Source organism: Chromatiales bacterium 21-64-14 (assembly GCA_002255365.1).
Classification (GTDB): domain Bacteria; phylum Pseudomonadota; class Gammaproteobacteria; order 21-64-14; family 21-64-14; genus 21-64-14.
In genome coordinates this window covers 1-19142 of the sequence record NCBI01000026.1, presented here as the reverse complement: position 1 = coordinate 19142, position 19142 = coordinate 1, and the positions used below count along the sequence as shown (strand labels likewise).

15 protein-coding genes and 1 pseudogene are annotated in these 19142 nt (G+C 66.1%); 8 read left to right on the top strand and 8 right to left on the bottom strand.

What is annotated here, in order from left to right; all coding sequences use genetic code 11:
- Positions 1-178 precede the first annotated feature (178 nt).
- Positions 179-1132: a hypothetical protein gene (locus B7Z66_11645; protein ID OYV75742.1), complete on the top strand. Its 954-nt coding sequence runs from the start codon at positions 179-181 to the stop codon at positions 1130-1132.
- Positions 1133-1940: 808 nt separating this feature from the next.
- On the opposite strand, the gene B7Z66_11640 is transcribed toward B7Z66_11645, so the two are convergent.
- The 3 genes from B7Z66_11640 to B7Z66_11630 are packed head-to-tail and all read right to left on the bottom strand — an operon-like array spanning position 1941 to position 8401.
- Positions 1941-3305: a hypothetical protein gene (locus tag B7Z66_11640; protein OYV75741.1), complete on the bottom strand. Its 1365-nt coding sequence runs from the start codon at positions 3303-3305 to the stop codon at positions 1941-1943.
- The gene (locus B7Z66_11635) at positions 3302-6952 is read right to left on the bottom strand and encodes a hypothetical protein (GenBank protein OYV75740.1); all 3651 of its coding nucleotides are present in this window, start codon (positions 6950-6952) and stop codon (positions 3302-3304) included. The genes B7Z66_11640 and B7Z66_11635 overlap by 4 nt, the downstream gene beginning before the upstream one ends.
- Before the next feature lie 21 nt (positions 6953-6973).
- Positions 6974-8401, bottom strand: coding sequence for a hypothetical protein (locus tag B7Z66_11630; GenBank protein OYV75739.1), 1428 nt, complete (start codon positions 8399-8401; stop codon positions 6974-6976).
- A gap of 652 nt (positions 8402-9053) precedes the next feature.
- Here B7Z66_11630 and B7Z66_11625 point away from each other — a divergent pair.
- On the top strand, positions 9054-9413 hold the full coding sequence (locus B7Z66_11625; GenBank protein OYV75738.1) for a hypothetical protein: 360 nt from the start codon (positions 9054-9056) through the stop codon (positions 9411-9413).
- Between the two features lie 270 nt (positions 9414-9683).
- On the opposite strand, the gene B7Z66_11620 is transcribed toward B7Z66_11625, so the two are convergent.
- From B7Z66_11620 to B7Z66_11600, 5 genes and pseudogenes are all read right to left on the bottom strand, one after another.
- Complete coding sequence (locus B7Z66_11620) at positions 9684-10070, bottom strand: hypothetical protein (protein OYV75737.1); 387 nt, start codon at positions 10068-10070, stop codon at positions 9684-9686.
- Between the two features lie 33 nt (positions 10071-10103).
- On the bottom strand, positions 10104-10388 hold the full coding sequence (locus B7Z66_11615) for a hypothetical protein (GenBank protein OYV75736.1): 285 nt from the start codon (positions 10386-10388) through the stop codon (positions 10104-10106).
- Positions 10385-10858 (bottom strand): hypothetical protein, encoded by a 474-nt coding sequence (locus tag B7Z66_11610; GenBank protein OYV75735.1) that lies wholly within the window; start codon positions 10856-10858, stop codon positions 10385-10387. The genes B7Z66_11615 and B7Z66_11610 overlap by 4 nt, the downstream gene beginning before the upstream one ends.
- Positions 10859-11030: 172 nt before the next feature.
- A pseudogene (locus B7Z66_11605) lies at positions 11031-11723 on the bottom strand (hypothetical protein).
- Positions 11692-12252 carry a hypothetical protein gene (locus B7Z66_11600; protein OYV75760.1) on the bottom strand — a complete coding sequence of 187 codons (561 nt, stop codon included), beginning with the start codon at positions 12250-12252 and terminating at the stop codon, positions 11692-11694. Before B7Z66_11600 ends, B7Z66_11605 begins: the two are co-directional and overlap by 32 nt.
- 49 nt (positions 12253-12301) lie before the next feature.
- Here B7Z66_11600 and B7Z66_11595 point away from each other — a divergent pair, with 49 nt between their 5' ends.
- From B7Z66_11595 to B7Z66_11570, 6 genes are all read left to right on the top strand, one after another.
- Positions 12302-14770 (top strand): hypothetical protein, encoded by a 2469-nt coding sequence (locus B7Z66_11595; GenBank protein ID OYV75734.1) that lies wholly within the window; start codon positions 12302-12304, stop codon positions 14768-14770.
- A gap of 493 nt (positions 14771-15263) precedes the next feature.
- Positions 15264-15899, top strand: coding sequence for a glutathione S-transferase (locus B7Z66_11590; GenBank protein OYV75733.1), 636 nt, complete (start codon positions 15264-15266; stop codon positions 15897-15899).
- A gap of 131 nt (positions 15900-16030) precedes the next feature.
- Entirely contained in the window at positions 16031-16423 is a 393-nt protein-coding gene (locus tag B7Z66_11585) for a hypothetical protein (protein ID OYV75732.1), read from the top strand.
- Positions 16424-16616: 193 nt separating this feature from the next.
- Positions 16617-17540: a hypothetical protein gene (locus tag B7Z66_11580; GenBank protein OYV75731.1), complete on the top strand. Its 924-nt coding sequence runs from the start codon at positions 16617-16619 to the stop codon at positions 17538-17540.
- Between the two features lie 97 nt (positions 17541-17637).
- Positions 17638-18273 (top strand): hypothetical protein, encoded by a 636-nt coding sequence (locus tag B7Z66_11575; GenBank protein OYV75730.1) that lies wholly within the window; start codon positions 17638-17640, stop codon positions 18271-18273.
- Positions 18274-18598: 325 nt separating this feature from the next.
- Positions 18599-19142: hypothetical protein (locus B7Z66_11570; GenBank protein OYV75729.1), on the top strand; the 544-nt coding region annotated here is incomplete at its 3' end.

Sequence of the window (19142 nt, the reverse complement as noted above, 5' to 3'; positions counted from 1 at the left end):
CACCGCCGCGTCGAAGGTGGCGTGAGGCGCTGCGCGCCGCCGGGCAGGGGCCGTTGCCGCGCCACTATCCCAGATCGCTCGGCGAAGCGGCCCCTGCGGAGCGGGGGGGTGTGCGTCCCAGAGGGCGGAAGCGGTGAGCAGCGGTGATCGGCCTTCGGCGGCCGCGGGTGGAAAGGCCATGGGCGGGATCTTCGTCGGTGCGGCCGCGCTCATGACCGAACTCTCGATGGCTTTCCGCCTGGGCGATTGCAAAGGCGACTTGGCCGTGCGCATCGAGCGCTTGGCACAGGGGGCCGAGTCGCTGATCCGGGCCGACTGCGACGCGGGCCTTGCCGGTATTCGCTTGGTGCACAAGCACGGCTATGCGGTGGCGCACTCCGTACACGCGGCACTGCTCGTCGAGGCGCTGGCGCAGAGCCTGAGCTGGGCGGCGCAGCGGCGGCGCTCACTCGTGGCCGCTGCGCTCACGATGAATCTCGCCATCCGCGATCTGCAGGATGAGCTGTGGACGTGGAAAGGAGAGGTCGACGCGCAGCGCTGGGCGCAACTCCTGGGTCACCCGACCGAAGGCGCGCGGCAATTGCGCGAGGCCGGGATTCGGGACCCCCTCTGGCTCCAGATCGTCGCCCGCCACCACGAGAGGATCGACGGCAGCGGCTATCCCGCCGGTCTGCGCGGGGCGGACCTGCCGGTGGAGGTGCGCGTGGTGGCGCTGGCGGATCTCTATTGCGCGCTCGCCGTGAGTCGGGATTTCCGTACGGCGTTGGTGGGGGGCGAGCTGCAGGAGGCATTCCTGGCACGCGCGGCGACTGTCGATCGCGCGCTGGGGGCGTTTGTGCTGCGCTGGATCGGAGTGTATGCGCCCGGCACGGGCGTCGTCCTCGCGGACGGGGAGACGGCCGTGGTCGTGCGCCGTCCGGGCAAGGGTGTGCCGGCCCACTGCCCGCGGGTGCGCGCAATCCAACGGGTCACGGGCGACTATCACCACGAGCCGCCGTGGCGGCAGACGGATCGGGAAGCGACCCGCATCGTGCGGGCGCTGCACTCGATCCCGCGCCGGTTGCCCTATCCGGTCGAGGATCTGTGGTGCCCGCTCGGGCGGTTCAAGGAATCTCCCGCTGCTGCCGAATAGCGGGACGTGCGGGGCGTCGGTGTGGCGCATCCGCTTGCGCGCAAGGGTAGCAAAAAGGAGGGATTGGCGGTGGGCAGTCGGAAAAACCCGTGGCAGGAAGTGTGCCCCGAGGGCCTAGGCCCACGCGACTGGCGATGTGAGGCGATCAAGGCGCTGGTCAGAGAAGGGATTTTAGGGCATGTGGCCCACGCGCAGGTAATTGCGGCCGCGCGGATCCACGGCTACCACAGCGGGCGGATGCACGGCGGCGAGCGGTGCGCACCGCGCCAGCGGGAAACGTGCCCGTTCCATTCCGAGGCGGCGCGGGCGGCCTGGGAAGAGGGCTATGCCCAGGGATCTCGGGAACGTGGAGACTGTGCGTACGAGCAATCCGTCTTGGTCCACGACAGGAGCAGCCTGATGAACTCATCGACTCAAGCCCCCAGCCCGTTACGCCAATGCCTGATCGACGACATGCGCTTGCTTGCGCAAGCTCTCACCGAAGACGCAAGCGCGCTATGTCCGCGCCGTGAAGCGGTTGGTCGGCTTTCTAGGCCGCGCGCCCCCCAATCATCGACGGGTACCCAACGACGACGCGTCAAATCCCCATAGCGAAGTAGCCACCCCACGGCGCATCGGTCCCCTCCGTGGTTTCCTCCCTTGAGGGTTGTGAGACGCCTGCCCAGCAAGCCTCGTCTCGTCTCCGCACACCAGCATGAGAGCAGGCGTCTCACAAGCCTAAACATGGCATGACATTGTCGTGTCAGAAGTCATTGACTACGCGCTGCGGCTCGCGAAAGATCCTTGTAATAGACAGAACAGAGTAAGACTAATTGGCGTTTTCGAGTCGCGAGGCAAGCAGAGCGTCCATGTCGGCCAAACGCTCGACTTCATCGAGTCGTAACCCGAGAATGGCCTCGTGGATCTGCACTCGCGTCCGCTCGATCTGAACCGGCTCATCAATTGCCCCCTGGTTCTGCTCGACGTCAGTGCGCGCGAAAGCCGCGAGACGCTGCAGACGCGGCAAGAGGACACCCTCGTACAGATTAATTCGCCGAGTATCGCTTTGAACGATCACGAGATCGGCCACGACCCGCGCGGCAATGCTCAACCGCCCGCTGCGCAGTTCAGCCTCACTCTCACGCAGCCAGTCGCGATTCTGGTGAATCGAGGCATTGATCGCCTGGTAGCGGACGAATGGAAACATGATCGCGCCGCCGAGATTCTGAGTGATGCCATCGAGGGTCGTCACGGCCGACAGGCTAAAGTCGGGAATATAGTTCATCTTGGCACGCTCAATGTCGATGCGACCCGCGCGGATATCCCGGCGCAATGCCGCCAGATCGGGATTGCGGCGCACCGCCAGAGTCAGCATGCGAGTCAGACCGCCGTGCGGTAGCGGTATACGTGGAAGCTTCTCCGGTACACGCATCGGCCGACGCACCGGTCGCCCGATGATGCGATTAAGTGCAGCTCGATCGGCGGGCAGCTCCGCCGACACGGCGGCCATCATCGCGCGCAATCGAGTCAGTCCGTTCTCGATCGTGAGAACCGCGGTGGGTGAAACTGCACCGGCCTCGACGCGTGCCCGGGCGAAGGCGTCCAGCTCGCGGAGCAGCACCGCATCCCGGCGCAGGAGATCAAGCATCGCCGAATCCGCTACCAACCTATACCAGGCGTCGAGGGTTTGCCGGCGCACGGCAAACTGAGCGCGACGGTACTGCCATCCGGCGGCATACGCCCTTTGCAGCGCTGCTCGGGCCTCGGCGAGCGGCTTACTCGGCCATTCAATCGGCGCACTACTCATATTGGCGAGCTGGAGCATGGTGCTGTCGTAGCTTGCTGCTCCGTTCTTGAGGCCCACGGTCGCCCCGAGCGCCGGAACCGTCGTCTCGGTGCCCCGTTGCGCAATCGCCTCGATGGCTGCTCGCCACCGCCAATAGGCAGCCTCAACGTCCGGGCTGTTGAGCAGAGCGCGACGGACGAGTTCCCGGGGCGCCGGTACGGCGGACAGTGGGGGCAAATGCCGCTCTTGTGGGGACTTCAGAAATGGCCGTCCCGCAAGCACGGCCTGGCGCTGTAGCGTATGCGCTCCGCGGGGCATGAACGTGCATCCTGCGGTGACGGCGGTCAAGCCTAACGTCAACAGCACACGCCAGCGCGGTGAATTCCGGTATGGAAAACCGAGACTCATACGTTGTTCCCTAGATTCAGCTCCGGCTGCCCTGCTCCGGTGCTCGGCGGAATATGCGGCTCGATATGATGGGGGAAGGCATGACTCATCACGATGTAATAAAGCGTCGGCAATACCAGCAGTTCCAGGAAGAAGCTCGTGATGAGACCGAAAATCATGGGCACGGCGAGATGGCGCATCACGTCCGCGCCCGAGCCCTGGGACCAAAGCAGAGGCGTCAGTCCCGCCAGCGCCGCGAGTACCGTCATGGTCTGTGGCCGAATGCGGCGCACGGTACCAGAGTAAACGGCGTCAAGCAGATCGCTGCGGCTGCGCAGGCGACCGCTATCGCGGAATTCCCGCAAGCTCACATCGAGATATACCAGCAGGACGAGCCCCATCTCGGCCGCGAGCCCCGCGAGTGCGATCACGCCGACCCAGACCGCCACCGACAGCTGGTAGTGCATGAACCACAAGCCCCAAAACGCTCCCACGAGCCCGAAGGGCACCGCGAGCAGCACGCCGAGCACGCGCAGGAAATTCCCCGTGGCGAGAAACAGCAGCACCACAATGGCGAACAGGACGAGCGGCACTGCGATGGCGAGCCGCGCATTGGCGGCGCGGATCTGCTGGTACTGACCGACCCATTCGAAGGTGTAGCCAGGCGGCAGCGCAACCCCCTTGATGATGGCGGCATCGGCCCGGTGGACATAGCCGAGCAGGTCGGACACCTGCGTGGTCACGTTGATGTAATTGACCGTGCGGGTATCGTAGCTGTCGATCGAAGGGGGCCCAGCGTCGTAGCGGATCGTCGCAACCATTCCGAGGGGAATACTGGCACCGCCGGGCAGCATGATCGGAATCTCCCGCAGCGCCTTGGGCTCATCGCGCAGATTGACCGGGTAGCGCAGGTTGATCGGATAGCGTTCCACGCCAAGGACCATGGTGCCGATCTTCTTGCCTCCGATCGCCATGCCGATGACGCGCTGGACGGCGCCGACCGTCAAGCCGTAGCGGGCTGCTACGTCGCGCTTCACTTTGATATCGAGGTAATAGCCACCGAGCGGCTGATTGGCGATCGCGCTCAGCGTGCCCCGGACCGGCGTGATCGCACGGGCGATATCGTTCGAGAGCTTGCCCAGAACCGTGAGATTCGAGCCGGTCACGCGGATGCCGATCAATGTCTTGCTGCCGCTGTTCACCATATTGGTGCGATTGGCCACGGGCATTGTCCAATAGGGCGGCAACCCCGGGATATCTAGGGCCTGATTGAGGCCCTCGTGGAACGTGCCGGCGGGACCCGTATACCCGTTTTCCAGCTGATCGACCGTTACACGGCGCTTGTCGGGCCAGAACGTGTGCTGGAACGGCCACTGTAGCCAATGCGGCCAGTGCGCGTAAAAGTGTGGCACTGCGGCATACGGCCATTGGTCCCGACGTTTTAGACGCACAATGGTATCGAGCATGCCGAGCGGCGCATCATCCGTGGCCGTCTCCGCCCGACCCTGCTGTCCGAAGACGCTGGTAACCTCAGGGTAGCGCATGATGATCCTGTCGGTCTGCTGCAGGATCGCCCGCGCCTCGGTGATGCCGATACCCGGATACGTCGTCGGCATGTACTCGAGGGTCCCTTCCCACAGCGGCGGGGTGAACTGCGTGCCCAGGTGCGAGAGCGGCCAGAGGATTGACAGCACGAGCACCGCGGCCAGCGGGATCAGCGCCCAGCGATACCGGATCGCGAGCCTGAACACCGGGCCGAACGTGCTCTGGAGTGCCCGACTGATCGGGTTGTGCTGCTCGTGAATGATGCGCTGGGGGACGGCCAACAGCAGCGTCAGCACCGCGACCGCCGTTGCCGCCGTCCAACGATGTTGCGCGAACAGCGCTGAATGTCCAGCCAGGATGAACACACCCGCCCAAGCGGTCGCGGCGAGCACGAGCGCCAGCCCGATCTGTAACCGACGTGACCAGTGACTGGGAAACAGGCTCGGGCTGATGAAGTAGACCATCAGGACCGGAATCAGCGTGATCGACACGATGGCCGCAGCGGCCATCGCGAACGTGCCGGTCAGCGCCAAGGGACTGAACATCTTGCCACTCTCTCCGGGCAGGATGAAGATCGGCAGAAAGCTCACCGTCAGGATCAGCAGGCTGAAGAAAAGGCTGGGCGCCACCTCGGCGGCTGCCTGCAGGATGATCATCCAGCGCTCGCGCGGACTTTCACCATTGCCAACGCGGATGTCCTCCGCATTAAGGTGCTGGTGCGCATTCTCGACCGTTACGATCGCCGAATCGACAACCACCCCGACGGCGATGGCGATGCCGCTCAGACTCATGATGTTGGCGCTCACACCCATGAGATACAGCAGTGCGAGGCTGATCAGCATGCTCGTCGGTATCACGATGATGGCGATCAGCGCGCTGCGCCCGTGCAGGAGGAAGATGATGCACACCAGCGCCACGACGATCATTTCTTCAGCCAACGTGTCCGAGAGCGTCGAGATGGCACGAGTGATGAGGTGGGTCCGGTCGTAGCCGGTCCGGACGAGCACCCCCGGGGGCAGACTGTGCTCAATCCGCGCGATCTTTTTCTTGACGGCCTCGGTGACGCGGTAGGTGTCGCCGTGAAAACGCACCACCACGATCCCGCAGGCCGCCTCCCCTTTCCCGTCCCAATCGCAAATCCCCTGACGCTGCTCACCGCCGAGCTGCAGCGTCGCCACATCGCGCAGCAGAATCGGCGTGCCGTTCTTCTCTCGACCCACCGGCACCCCGCCGAGCTGCTTGAGGTTCTTGAGGTAACCGCGGCTGCGGACCATGTAGGTGAGCTCGCTTTGCTCGACGGTCGATCCGCCGACATCGTTGTTCGAGTCCCGGATGGCGCTGCGGATCTCGGCGAGCGACAGGTGGTAGGCGCGGATCCGGTTGGGGTTGATGATCACCTGGTATTCGCGCACGAACCCGCCGAGCGGCGCAACCTCGGCCACTCCGGGCACGGCCTCGAGCTCGAAGCGCATGAACCAGTCCTGCAGGCTTCGAAGACCCGCCAGGTTGGCATCAGACTTCGCCAACGGCCTGCCGTCCAACGGACAGACTCCCCCATGACTGAAACCCCGTACGAGCTTCAGGTGTGCGCGTGCGCCAACCGGCGCGTCGCCGCGCGCGCCGTACCACTTGCCGGTGCGCGGGTCGTGCCAGATCCCTTGTGGATACCGGGCGCAGTACCATCCGGAAAGCAGCGCATACTGATAGGCCCACCCGACACCCGTGGCGTCCGGACCCAGCTGCGGCGTAACGCCCCGTGGCAGCTGGGTACTCGCATAGTTCAGATACTCGAGCACCCGGCTTCGTGCCCAGTACAGGTTGGTGCCCGGCTCAAAGGTCACATGGATCAGCGAATAGTCGAACATGCTCTCGCCGCGAATGGACTTGACCTTCGGCACATCGAGGAGCGCCGTCTCGAGCGGATAGGTCACCTGGTCCTGCACCACACCGGGCGGCTCGCCCATGTAATTGGTCAGCACCAGTACCTGAGTATCGGAGAGGTCAGGAACGGCATCCAGCTTGCTGTGAAAGGTCATCCAGGCCGACACAGCGATGATCACGAGCGCCAGCAGCAGCACGAGCTCGCGATTCTTGACGGAGAGTTCAATGATTTTGCGGATCATGGTAGCGTCCGTGATCGTCGATCAATCGCGCGACTTGGGTTGGCTGGGCAGGTCACTGCGCGCCGGCGTGGCGGCCTTCGTCGGCTGATGGGCAGCAGGAGGCATCTTCATGCCCGGCATGGCGCCCTTTACATCCGGCGCAGCGGGCTTGGGCGAGCGCCCCCGCGCCGTGAACTTGGCGGTGAGCTCGTTCATGTTCGATTCCACGTCGATGAGGAATTGGCCGCTCGTGACGACTTCCTCACCGGCTTTCAGCCCCGAGAGCACCTGCACCTTGTTGTTGTTGCCGGTCAGACCCGTCGTCACGTTGCGCGGCACGAACCGCCCCTTGCCTTTGGCCACGAGCGCCACTTCCCCCGTCCCGGTATGGATAATCGCCGAGGCCGGTGCGAGCAGGATGTCCTTGAAGGGCGTGCTCGCAATATTGACCAGGGCGTACATGCCGGGACGAAGCAGGCCGACGGGGTTCCCAAGTCGGGCGCGGACCGTGACGGTGTGGGTGCGCGGATCCTCGTTCGGATCGATGAAAAAAATGCGACCCTCGAACGTTCGACCCGGGTCCGCCGCGATGCGCGCCTGTATGACTTCGCCGAGGCGCACCCACGGCAGCTGGTTGTCATAGACTTTCGCATCGAGCCAGACCGTGCTCAGCTGCTCGATCCGCATGACCGTCTGGCCGCTCTTGATGAACGACTTCTGCCGAACCGAAACCCGATCCAAATAGCCGGAAACGGGACTTAGAAACGTCAAATACTCCCGCGCTTTGTGCTGGGCCACGATGTGATCGAGCTGCGCGGCGGATACACCGAGAAAAATCAGGCGCCGGCGGATCGACTGGTAGAGCCGGCGCGCTTCCGCGACGGAATGCGGATCGTGCGTGCGGGCCGCGAGCGTGCTGTTCTGCGCCGACGCGAGCAATTCCTCCTCCGCCGCCAGGAGCTGTGGACTATACAGGGTGAAAAGGGGATCCCCTTTGCGGATCGCCGTGCCGCGGGTGGTCGCATAGAGCGTTCCCACCCAGCCGCTCACGCGCATCGACACCGCATAACTGACGGGCGTTGCTTGCCTGAAATAGCCCACGGTGCGCACGGTTTTCACCAGCGGCCCGAATCGGACCGGACTCGTTTCAACGGCCAGGTCCTGCGCGATCGCCGGGCTGATGGTCACTTCCCCGGGACTCTGCCGGCCTTGCGAGGCGTACACAGGCACCAGTTTCATGCCCATGGCGCTGATGCCGGGCTTCGGAGAGATCGAGGACGGTCCGACCATCGGATCCCACCAGTAGAGGATCTTGCGTTTTCCTTGCGCAGCCACTGTCCCGGCGGATGCAACTGCTCGGGAAGCTGTTTCCTTTGGGACCTTGCCGCCGGAGACCAGCATGACACCTGAGATCAAACCCGCGCCAGCGGCGAGAGCTGCGAGAATTCCCGTTGCAATCGAGCGTTTCATTCGTCAGCGCCCTTTGAGTGTGTGTCCATGCATCACGAAACCACCTTCGATTTTCCACGGACTGGTTGGCGGTGTTGATGGCGAGCGCACGGTGAACGAGCACCCGGTCCGCAAAGACTCCACGAGTCGTCGCCGCGAGACATAGCCGCAGCGCCTCGAGGGCGTGACGTACCACCTCCGCATGCGCTCGAGCGACCTCTTTGCGCACATCGAATGCGCTCCAACAGGGCCTGGCTCACCTTGGTGTCCCCGCCCGTTCCCTTGGCACTGCCGAAGGTATGCGGTGCCGCCGACACGCTCAGCACCGGATCCGGCAGCGCGCCGACGAGGCGGAGGCCGGAGACCGCCGCGACCAGCGCGTGCTGCATGGCGGAGAGACTTGCGTTTCGCGCAAGCATCGGGGGGGGAACGACTCGGGCGAAAGCGCCGCGGGAAGCGGCGCCAGGCGCTCTCGGGGAGCGAGACCCGTAGCATAAGCGGCGCTTACGACGATGGGCAACAGCCAGCCGACCACGTTCGCCAGACTTGAATATTGACGCACAAGACACTCCGTTTGCAGATCCCAAACGATGACGCGCCCGCACACGCTTCGCGTGCAAGCACCGATCCGCAACAGGAGTGTCAGAGTCTCAGACGGAGGGTCGAAAGATAGATGTCGCGCCCCGCCGAGGGCACGATGGCGATCCGCGGGTGGGGTGGCGGTCTATTACGCACCGCGACAAGAGATGCGGCGGCGTCCCATGCAGGCGCTGGTAAAGCGACGGCGTGCACGTCCCGGATTTCGATCCCGGTGATTCGAGCCGCCGGCCCAGCGGGCACCCAGCCACAGGTGCCGGGCATCCCGCACGAGACTCCGCACGACAACGACGTGCTACCGCAGGGAAGCGCGCACGATGACCTGCGATGGGACAGTGAGCCGGTGGCAGGAGTCGAGGACAGCATCATGGGACACGCCCAGACCTGCTGGCCGTACCCGAGTGTCATCACCGCCAGCAGCAGGAGCGTCAGGTAACGTGAACGAAGTCGCCGACCCATCATGCGCTGATGCTACAACATTGCGGACTGCAACGCCATCTCCGCCAGCCTTATCCAATTGGGTATGAGTCTGAGCGGGCAGCCGGCGGCTGTGTCCACGTAAAAGTGCGCCGGTCGACGCAATTTTTATAGTTCTGAGATCGGTTGATGTCACCCGGTACAGTTCGTGTGTAGCTCTTTCGACGACGTCGGCTAACTTTCACCCACCGTACTGCGAAGCTGAAGTTCCTGTAAGTGAAGATTCTGTCTACACCTTGATCTGCCGCAGGAGCTCGATCGTGCGCTGTTGCTGGGCGTTGGGGATGGTGAGGACATCGAAGGTAGGAGCGTTCACTGCGGCGCACAACAGGACATGCACGCCCGCGCTGACCGTGCGCGCGTATGGGATCCGTGTCCCCGCCAATACCGGCAGCAGTTGCAGGACGGCGCCCGCCATGACCATCGTCAGGTAGCCGAGCGTCATCAGGTGGGCCGCCGCCAGGGTGGCGGGGGACCAGCGGCTCGCGAGCGCCTGCGGTCCGAACCAGATCAGCAGCAGGGCAGCGGCGACTCCGAACGGCGGTGCGCTCAGAAGAAAACGCAGCGGGACCGACAACGACGGTGCGTCGTCCAGGGACAGGCCGGCGTAGTTCATCACCGGATGGTCGTGGCGCGCGCGGGATGCGCCTCAGGGCGAGGCGAGGACGGCGCGCTCCGCGTCTTCGTCGCCGACGCGCCAGATCAGGATCTCGAACAGTGCGCGCCTTCCGGGCCGGGTCTCGAAGCGGAAGCCGTCCTCATCGAGCAGCGGGTAGAGCAGGTACGGTTCGCGGTGCAGGAGCATGCGCAGATAGTGCCCGGGCGGCAGCTGCTCCAGGGCGTCGAGGGCGCGTTCCATGGGTTCTGGCGGTTCGAGGTCGTTCACGTCGAGCAGCCTTTCGCGCGCCGCCGGTCCCTGCTCCGGTACGCTCATTGCCCGCCTGCCGCGACCGCGGCGGACCCGTGCTCGGGAAACTGCTGCATCGACGCCAGCAGCGTGATCCGCTCGTCCTCGAGTACCTGATCGGCCGTCGGATGCAGGACCTGTTCTTCCTTGAGATTGTGCTGCTGGATGAGCGTGAATAGGGTATCGGCGTGGTTGAGAAACGCCTCGCGCCGGCGCGCCTGCACCATCCTCTCGAGCAGGCTCACCAGCGTGCGCATCTGCTCATGTTCGGCGCGCATGACCTGTGTCGGTCCGGTGCACTGTCCGGTACGCGCCTCGAAGCGCGGAAACAGGATCCGTTCCTCGCGCCCGAGATGGCGCTCGAGGTCATCACGGAACCCCGTAAAGCGTGCCGCAGCGATCTCCCACCGGCCCGCCGCGGCCGCGGCTTCGGTGGCGCCGAAGGCGGCATCGCAGGCGTGATGGTCAGCGCGCAGAAAACGGCTGATGGTGTCCATACCGGCCTCCTCGGGTCCGATTGCGGGGTCGCACCGGTAGGCACGATACGGGTGCCCGGGCGCCGGCACCTTAACCGAGATCAAGTCCAGGGTCCGGTTCGGGCGGCCCCTTCGGGCCGCCCGCGCGGTTGTCGGGGTCGGCGCCGGCGGAGCGGCGCGGCCAGAGTACCGGTCAGACGCGCGCCGTGAACAGCGGCAGCCCGCCCCAGGCGCAGGCGCCGCCCGCTACGGCCAGCGGCGTGATCCCGAACCAGAGGCTGCCGACCAGGCCTCACACGCCCAGGTGCGCGAGGACGAGCTAGGACCAGGCCGCCGCCCCGGCGCGAATCGGGTTGCCGGTGAAGCGCGGCAGCATGTGCTCGCCGAGCCCGTAGATCATGAACACCAGAAAACCGAGCGTGAACACGTGTAACGGCGCGACCCAGGCCGCCCCGGGCGCGAACAGCCCGCCGTAGACGGGCAGCGCGGTGCCGGCGAGGAACAGGTAGAACACCGACGAGAGCACCGCCAGGCGCGCGCCGCGCGCCATGCCCAGGCCTACGTGGGGTAGCGCGCGCGCCGCCTTCGGCGGCGCGCCGGCTACCAGCGCCAACGCCTCCTGCCGGCTCTGTACGCCGACCGCGCGCAGTTCCCCGTCGATCACGGTCGAGGGCACGCTGCGCAGGTGCGGGCGCGTGGCCAGTTCGCGCCCCTCCGGCTGGCCCATGTCGAGGACTTCGAACTCGAAGTCGCGTTCTTCGGCGGCCTCGCGCCAGATCCGCTCCGTCTGGTGGCAGGACGCGCACCGCTCCGAGACCAGCAGCTGCACCTTTACCGCGCCTCTCCCGTGCCCCTCAGTCCGCGCAGCGCATGCACTGCACGTCATAGCGCTCGATCCAGGTGCGCAGGGCCCCCTGCGCCTGATCGTCGCGCGTGAGGCGCGCGAGCGCCGTCGCCGGGTCGTCCGGCTTCACGATTACCAGCCAGGCATCGGTATAGGGCGTGACGTTGACCAGACCCGGATTCTTCTCCACCTCCGGATTGAAACGCACCACGGCCCCATCGAAGGGGATGGGGATGCCGCCTGCCCATTTCCCCGACAGGAACTGGAAACGGTGCAGGCGGCGCTGACCCGCAAGCGCAGCGAACTCAACCGCCTGCGCCGCATCCAGCGCGTGTTGCCGAAGCTCGCCGAACGGCAGCAGCTGCAGGAGACGCTCGAAGCGCTCCACGATGCGCCCGAATTGCCGGCCGATTTTGCCCGGCGGCGCCAGCAAACAGTGCAGGAACTGGAGACCGCCCAGGCAGTCCACGCGCGCGCGGCGCCGCGTCTGGAGCAGCTCCAGACCCAGCACGCGGCACTGTCGGTCCAGACCGCGCTGCTGGCCGACGCCGAGGCGATCGAAGACCTGCATGCCCGCCTGGGCGCCTACCGCAAGGCCCAGCAGGATCGACCCCATCTGGTTGCCGAGCGCGAGCAGCACCGGCAAGACGCCCGGGGCTTGCTCCGGGCGTCTTGCCGGTGTCGAGGCGCTGCGGCCCCTGCTCGGTCGGCGCGAGGCCATTCGCGAACGGGGCGCGGAGCTGGCCGGGCTGGGCGCCCGGCTGGAACAGGCAGCAGCCCGTCTGCAGGAGATCCAGCAACGCCTCCAGCGCGACAGGGCCAGCCGCGACGCCCTGCCCGAGACACCCTCGACCCAGGTGCTGCGCCAGGCAATCGCGGCCGCGCGCAAGGCCGATGACCTGGACCAGGCCATCCGCTTCGCCGAAGACGAGATCGCCGCGCAGCACGAGACCTGCCTGACCGCGCTTGCGCGACTGCCGCTGTGGGACGGGGACCTCGAAGCCGTGCCGGTCTTGCCCCTGCCCAGTCGCGAGCGTATCCATCGGTTCGAGACGGTGTTCGACGACATCGCCCGGCGCACCGAGCAGCTCGAGACGCACAAGCAGGAGATCGACGACGCCCTCCAGGCTGCACTGAAGGCGCTCGATGCCCTGACCCGGGTCGGTGGCGTGCCGACCGAAGCGGCGCTGGCCCAGGCCCGTGCGGAACGGGACGCCCTCTGGCAGCTGCTGCGGCGCCAATGGGTCGAAGGCGAAGACGTCTCGGCGGAGGCTGCGGCCTACCAGGGCCTGGATCGGTTGCCCGATGCCTTCGAGGTGCACCTTGCGGAGGCCGACAACCTGTCCGATCGCCTGCGGCGAGAGGCCGACCGGGTCTTTCGCCTGGCGGACCTGGAGGCCGCAGAGGGGGGCGCGCGACGCCAGACTGAGGCACTGGCCGAAAAGGTCGCGGCGGTGGCCGAGGAGAGGGCGACCCTCGATGCCGAATGGCAGGCCGCCTGGGCGGAGGCGGGGATCGACCCGCTCACCCCGCGCGAGATGCGCGCCTGGCTGGACGACTTCGATGCGTTGCGCGATGGCGTGGCACGGCTTGCCCGGCGCCGGAGCGAGCTTGCCACGCTGGAGCAGGCGCGCGCCCGTCATGGCCAGCGCCTCGCAGCCGTCCTGGCCGAACTGGGCCGCGCCGGCGACCACCTGGACGTCCTGGAGCCCGTGCTGCAGCGGGCCGAGGCGACCGCCGAAGAGCTCGACGAGATCCGACGCCAGCGCGCCGCGCTCGACCAGGAGATCACGGAACGGGAGACGGAGATCGCCGCGCTCGAGGTGGCCCATCGCGCCGCCAGCGAGGCACTCGAACGATGGCGCGAGGCATGGGCGCACCTGGTCGCGAGCCTGGGCCTGCCGCCCGAGGCCTCACCGACCGAGGCAGATGCGTTCATCGAAAAGCTGCGCGCGCTGTTCGGTAGACAGGACGAGGCCGAGAAGCTCCAGCTGCGTATCGCGGCCATCGACGAGGATGCCGGCGCATTCCAGGAGCAGGTGGCATCCCTGGTGGCCAGAACGGCCCCGGAGCTTGCCGGGCTGCCGGTCGATGAGGCGGTAGTGCGTCTGAATGGCCTGCTCTCGGAGAACCGGTCGCGACAGCATCGGCGCCAGCAGCTCGAGGAACAGATCGAACAGGCACGCCAGGAGATCGAGGAATCGACGCGCATCATCACGTCCATGCAGGCCCGGCTCACCGACTTGTGTGCAGAAGCCGGATGCACCGAGCCGGGCCAGCTCGAGGCGGTCGAACAGCGCTCGGCGGCACGGATGCGCGCCCGCGAGGCGCTCACCGCGATCGAGCGGCAGATCCTGGAGGCGGGCGAGGGCATGCCGCTGGCCGAGCTGGAGGCAGAGGCGAAGACGGTCGATCCCGACAGCCTGCCAGCTCGCATCGCTGCGCTGGACGAAACCATCGAAAGCGAGCTGGAACCCCGCCAGAGCGCGCTGAACGAGCAGAAGGGGCGCCAGAAAAAGGAGCTGGAACTCATGGACGGGCGGGACGAGGCAGCACGCTTGGCGGACCAGGCCAATGCCCTGCTTGCCCGGATCCGCTCGCAGGCCGAGCGCTATGTACGGGTGAAACTGGTCGGCAAGATCCTGCGCGACCAGATCGAGCGCTACCGCAGCGAAAACCAGGGGCCCCTGGTGCAGCGTGCCAGCGAGCATTTTGCGGCGCTCACCCGGGGCGCCTTCGAGGGACTGCTCACCGACTTCAACGACAAGGACGTACCCGTCCTCGTCGGCGTGCGCAGCGGCGGCGAGCAGGTGCCGGTCGAAGGTATGAGCTCGGGCACGCGCGACCAGCTCTACCTGGCCCTGCGTCTGGCCTCGCTCGAGAAATACATGGCCAGCGCGGAGCCCATGCCGTTCATCGTGGACGACGTGCTGGTCGACTTCGACGACGCCCGCTCCGCATCCGCCCTCGAAGCCCTTGTCACCCTGGCTGAGAAGACCCAGGTCATCCTTTTTACCCACCACTCGCGGGTCGTCGAGCAGGCGAGGGCGTTGCCGCAGCGGCAGCCGGTGAGGGTGCATGAGCTGTAGGCGTCAATGTCTGGTAGTCGAAACACTCAAGGTGTTCCCGCGACATGGGATCTACGTCGTCTACACTCTGGCGGCGAGCCTCGGAGTCTATGGAGCCTCACCAGCATTCCAGACTGGTAAATGGCCATGAAATCGTTACCATGCTGGCCCCCGACGCGCATGGATCTTCCGGAGTCGGGCCTCTTCCGAGGCGTCATGGCCGGCGTACGCACCGCCGCGGATGTCCGGACCTGGACACGTTGTATTCCGTGTTCATTGTATCCCCCGCGAGGTAGAATTCTCGAGCGTAGAGGCACAGATCGGCAGTGGCTCCTCGAGACGGTGGGAACGCCGATGCAATCGAAAGACTTTGTCCCGTCCCGGGCTCGTCGCCGGTTTTTCTGCATGCTCGGCGCGGGGGCCGATACCGGGTTCCTCGCGTTTGCCGGTTTGTCTCTGGGCACCGCACATGGAGCGGCGACACGCCGGGGTTTTCCGTTGAGAGGTTGCCGCGATGCTGCTCTATGATGCGGACAGTCCCGCCCCGCGTTGCCTGCGGATGTTCTTGCTGGAGAAACAGGTGGCGATACCCAGCGTCGTGATCGACGTCTTCTCGGGAGAAAATCGCCGCGAGGAATTTCTGGAACGCAACCCCGCGGGGCAGACACCGGCGCTGCAGATCGATGACGGGCAGGTGTTGGCGGAGGCGGTGGCGATCGCGGAGTATCTCGAAGAGCTGTATCCGCGGCCGCCGTTGATCGGCCGTACCCCGGTCGAGCGTGCCGAGACCCGGCAATGGTGGCGGAGGGTCGAGCTCAATATCACCGAGTTTATCCACAACGCCTATCATTATGCGGAAGGTCTGGAACGCTTCCGCGACCGCATACCCGTGGCGCCGGAGGCGGCGGACGGGCTCAAGCGGATCGCCCGCGACCGCACGGGTTGGCTCGACCGCATGTTCGGCGACGGTCCGTACCTCTGCGGGCAGCGGTTCACGGCCGCCGATATTTGGCTCTATGTCTGGCTCGAGTTCGGCGGCACGGTGGGTCAGCCGTTCGACCGCACGCTTCCGCGCCTCGGGCCGTGGTTCGACCGATTACGCGCCCGCCCGAGCGCGGAGCGTAGCCGGCGGCCGTTTCCCGCCTCCTGATCGCACGCCTGCCGCGTGCCTGGACCGTTCCGGGGCGCCGCGCTGGATCGCTTCGTCGGCCCATGGCTTCGCGGTCTGCTAGACTCTGCGTAGGAAACGGCCTCTGCGGCCGTCGGCGTGAGGATCGCGGGATGCACGGCGCGGAGCGAGTGGCGACGCCGCAGGCTTTTCTCGGCACCTCGCTGGGCGCGACCCGGGACAATACGGAGTTGGGCACCTACCAGCGATGGGGGGAGGATCGCGGCGAGGGGTTGTCCGCTGCTGTGGATCGTGCCGGCACGCCCGGGCTACGCCTGTTTGACCGCAGTGGTGCCGGTCTCGGGGAGGCGCGCATGCCGTGCGGTAATCGGACGCTGTTGCAGCGCGGTTACGCCGCCGACATCGTGGCGCGAGCATTTGATCGGCCTCGCTGCTGCTCTTCTATCGCCTCGGCTACGTCCCCGTATTCCACCTCGATGAGCACTTTCTCGGCAGCGAGCAGCTTGCGCCGCATCTCGTTCCTCGAGGCCGCGCCTGCCTCCTAGAGGATGCAGTCCTGAATACGGGATCTTGCACTGGCAGCGTGGCGTTCTTCTGCTCCTCGGACCTCAATTACCAACAGGTGTGTCAGGCGGGTTCCATTTTACGGATCAGGCGGTATCCCGCGTCGCTCCAGGTGACCACAGGTGTCGAGAAGAGCCAGCCGGCGCCGAACCGCAGCCCGGAGGTGATCCATCGATGACGGATCCGGCCGATCATCCGGTTGGCTTGCGGCTTCTGGTCGAACGGGTATACGACGCTCGGGAGATCCGTGGGAAGTTCTCGGCCTGGCACGCTCCGCGGCTCAATCGGTGGGAGCGGTTGCAGGTAGTCGCCGGGGCGATACTCTGCGAACGCCTGCGACCGGTAGGAATCGCCCGCCGGGAGTTGCCGTCCGGCGAGTCGTGTTGGTTTGGTCCCGGGATTCGCTGGCGGGTTCGCGGCATCGATGCCGACAGTCGGATTGCCGTGGCACCCCATGCGGGCCCCGCCGCGGAGGCCGACCTTCCGTCGCCGGCGCGATCACACTGGCTCGACGATCCGGAGCGGCTGGCGGTCGCGGGCGAGGGCGATCTGGCGCGCACGCTGACCAGAATGCGGGAAGGAACGAGCCGGCTGATCCACGGGCGGGGCGATCCGGCCGCCGCGGTCGGCGATGCCTTTCGTCGCGCCGGGGGACGGTTTACATGGCATCCCTTGTGGTCGGAAGGCGATCGCTACATCGCCTGGACGGCGCGTCAGCCCGAAGCCATTACGCTTGCGGACTATCTGGGTCGTGATCATGCCTTGATCGAGGCGGCGCTGGCCCGTCACCGGCAGGGAGACCCGCATGGGCTGCAATGGGCGTTGTTCATGCTCGAGCGGCACATGCGGCTCGAGGAGACGTTCCTGTTCGATATCTACCGGAGGCAGGGCGGCAGTGCGCGACGCATCGCCGAACTCGAGCGCGAGCATGGGCTGGTACGGGAGGATCGGGCGGGCCTGACCAGGCCGCAGACGCTGCGCCGGTTCTGGCGCATCCTTGAAGCCCACGACGAGAAAGAGGAATCGCTGATCTATCCTTACCTCACCGGTGCCGGCGAGGAGGGCCTTTTGCGTGCGATGGCTTTCCCTGACGATTGAAGCGGCCGCGGCTGCCCCATGGTACTGCAGCGTCCAGCGCACACTCTTCAAGGCAGGATCGCCGCCATGGGCCTGGATTTCCTGGGCCAGACGTTCGATGGCGCACGCGTCGCGCTCCTCGGTCACTGCGATGAGGGCCCGGCGGGACGCATCGGCAGCGGCGGTCTACCGACTGTTTCAGCCGCAGAGCGAGTCGGTACAGGTGGAGGGCCGCCTCGTGAAGCTCGACAACCGGCAGGCGGAGTTCCTGCTGTTCAACCTGATGATGGCCATGTTCTACATCCGCCTCGGCCAGAAGATCATCGACATCGGCGGGGCTTTTCAGGCCGGTGATTTTGCCGCAGTGTTGGAGCACTTCCCCGACAGCCTGGTGCCCGAACGGCGCAAGCGGCGCGCCTACCTCTCCGGCATCCTCTCCAAGAATGAGGTTCGCCGGCAGGGGCCTTATAACCGTAAGCTGTTCTTCCGGCTGCGCCAGGGTTACTATATCCTCAATCCGACCCTGCGCCTGCGCGTCGACGGCGAGTGGCGGGCTCTGCACGAGCTGCTCGATCCCGAGCGCATCGGCTACCCCTACCTGGAGGCGGCCGCCCTCGACTACGACGTCAACGCGGCCATCGAGCGCGGACTGGACGCCTTTCGCCGGCAACTCCGCGTCATTGCCGAGCAGCTCGCCGCAACGCCCCCACACCCGCCGGCTGAACCGGCGGCGGCGGGCGATGCCGCCTCGTAGGGCAGCGCTGCTCAGCTTCGCCCCAACGCCGGTATCGGTGGCGCTCACCCGTTGTCGGCACCGCAGCCAGGGTCCGTGAGCACGGCGTACAGCAGTCTCAGCAGGACGCGGTTGTCGGTCTCGAGTGCCTGCAAGTACCGCGCGACGGCGGCCGGGTCCGCGCGCCGGTGCGCCGCCACGGCCCCGCGGGCATGCTCGTGCAAACGTTCGTGGAGGGTGATGACGGCGTCACGGACAGGCGTGCACGCCGAGCTGCTCGCGCCCGTCCGTCTCCAGCCAGTGACCGAGCAGACAACACCGCTCGGCGCCAGCGTTCGACGCGGAGTTGATCGCGGCGCTGGCGGCCCTGGTGGAGGGCAAACCGAGCCGCGGGTTCTGGAAGTGCCGCACGCTGCTGCGCCGCCAGGGGCGGCCCTGGAACCACAAACGGATCTACCGGGCGTATAAGCTGATGAGACTGCATCTACGCCGCCGTGCCAAACGGCGCCTACCCAAGCGGGTTCGGGTGCCGCTGTATGTGCCCCGACTGCCCGACACGGTCTGGTCGGCGGACTTCATGAGCGACGCGCTGGCCGATGGCCGGCGGTTCCGCACGTTTAACGTGGTCGATGACTTCAACCGTGAGGTGCTGCACATCGAGATCGACACCTCCATCACCTCGGCGCGACTGGTGCGGGTGTTCGAACAGAGCAAACAAGAGAAAGGCCTGCCACAGGTGCTGTGCACGGACTACGGTCCGGAGTTCCTGGGCGAGACATTCACAAGCTGGGCGATTCGCCAGGGGATGGCCATCCAGTACATCCAAGCCCGGCAAACCGAACCAGAACGCCTACATCGAGCGGCTCAATCGCACCTACCGCGAGGAGCTG

Coding starts and splice junctions, on each gene's coding strand:
- B7Z66_11645 (OYV75742.1), top strand. CDS start 179: ATGGGCGGGATCTTCGTCGGTGCGGCCGCGCTCATGACCGAACTCTCG.
- B7Z66_11640 (OYV75741.1), bottom strand. CDS start 3,305: ATGAGTCTCGGTTTTCCATACCGGAATTCACCGCGCTGGCGTGTGCTG.
- B7Z66_11635 (OYV75740.1), bottom strand. CDS start 6,952: ATGATCCGCAAAATCATTGAACTCTCCGTCAAGAATCGCGAGCTCGTG.
- B7Z66_11630 (OYV75739.1), bottom strand. CDS start 8,401: ATGAAACGCTCGATTGCAACGGGAATTCTCGCAGCTCTCGCCGCTGGC.
- B7Z66_11625 (OYV75738.1), top strand. CDS start 9,054: ATGTCGCGCCCCGCCGAGGGCACGATGGCGATCCGCGGGTGGGGTGGC.
- B7Z66_11620 (OYV75737.1), bottom strand. CDS start 10,070: ATGAACTACGCCGGCCTGTCCCTGGACGACGCACCGTCGTTGTCGGTC.
- B7Z66_11615 (OYV75736.1), bottom strand. CDS start 10,388: ATGAGCGTACCGGAGCAGGGACCGGCGGCGCGCGAAAGGCTGCTCGAC.
- B7Z66_11610 (OYV75735.1), bottom strand. CDS start 10,858: ATGGACACCATCAGCCGTTTTCTGCGCGCTGACCATCACGCCTGCGAT.
- B7Z66_11600 (OYV75760.1), bottom strand. CDS start 12,252: ATGCAGGTCTTCGATCGCCTCGGCGTCGGCCAGCAGCGCGGTCTGGAC.
- B7Z66_11590 (OYV75733.1), top strand. CDS start 15,264: ATGCTGCTCTATGATGCGGACAGTCCCGCCCCGCGTTGCCTGCGGATG.
- B7Z66_11585 (OYV75732.1), top strand. CDS start 16,031: ATGCACGGCGCGGAGCGAGTGGCGACGCCGCAGGCTTTTCTCGGCACC.
- B7Z66_11580 (OYV75731.1), top strand. CDS start 16,617: ATGACGGATCCGGCCGATCATCCGGTTGGCTTGCGGCTTCTGGTCGAA.
- B7Z66_11575 (OYV75730.1), top strand. CDS start 17,638: ATGGCGCACGCGTCGCGCTCCTCGGTCACTGCGATGAGGGCCCGGCGG.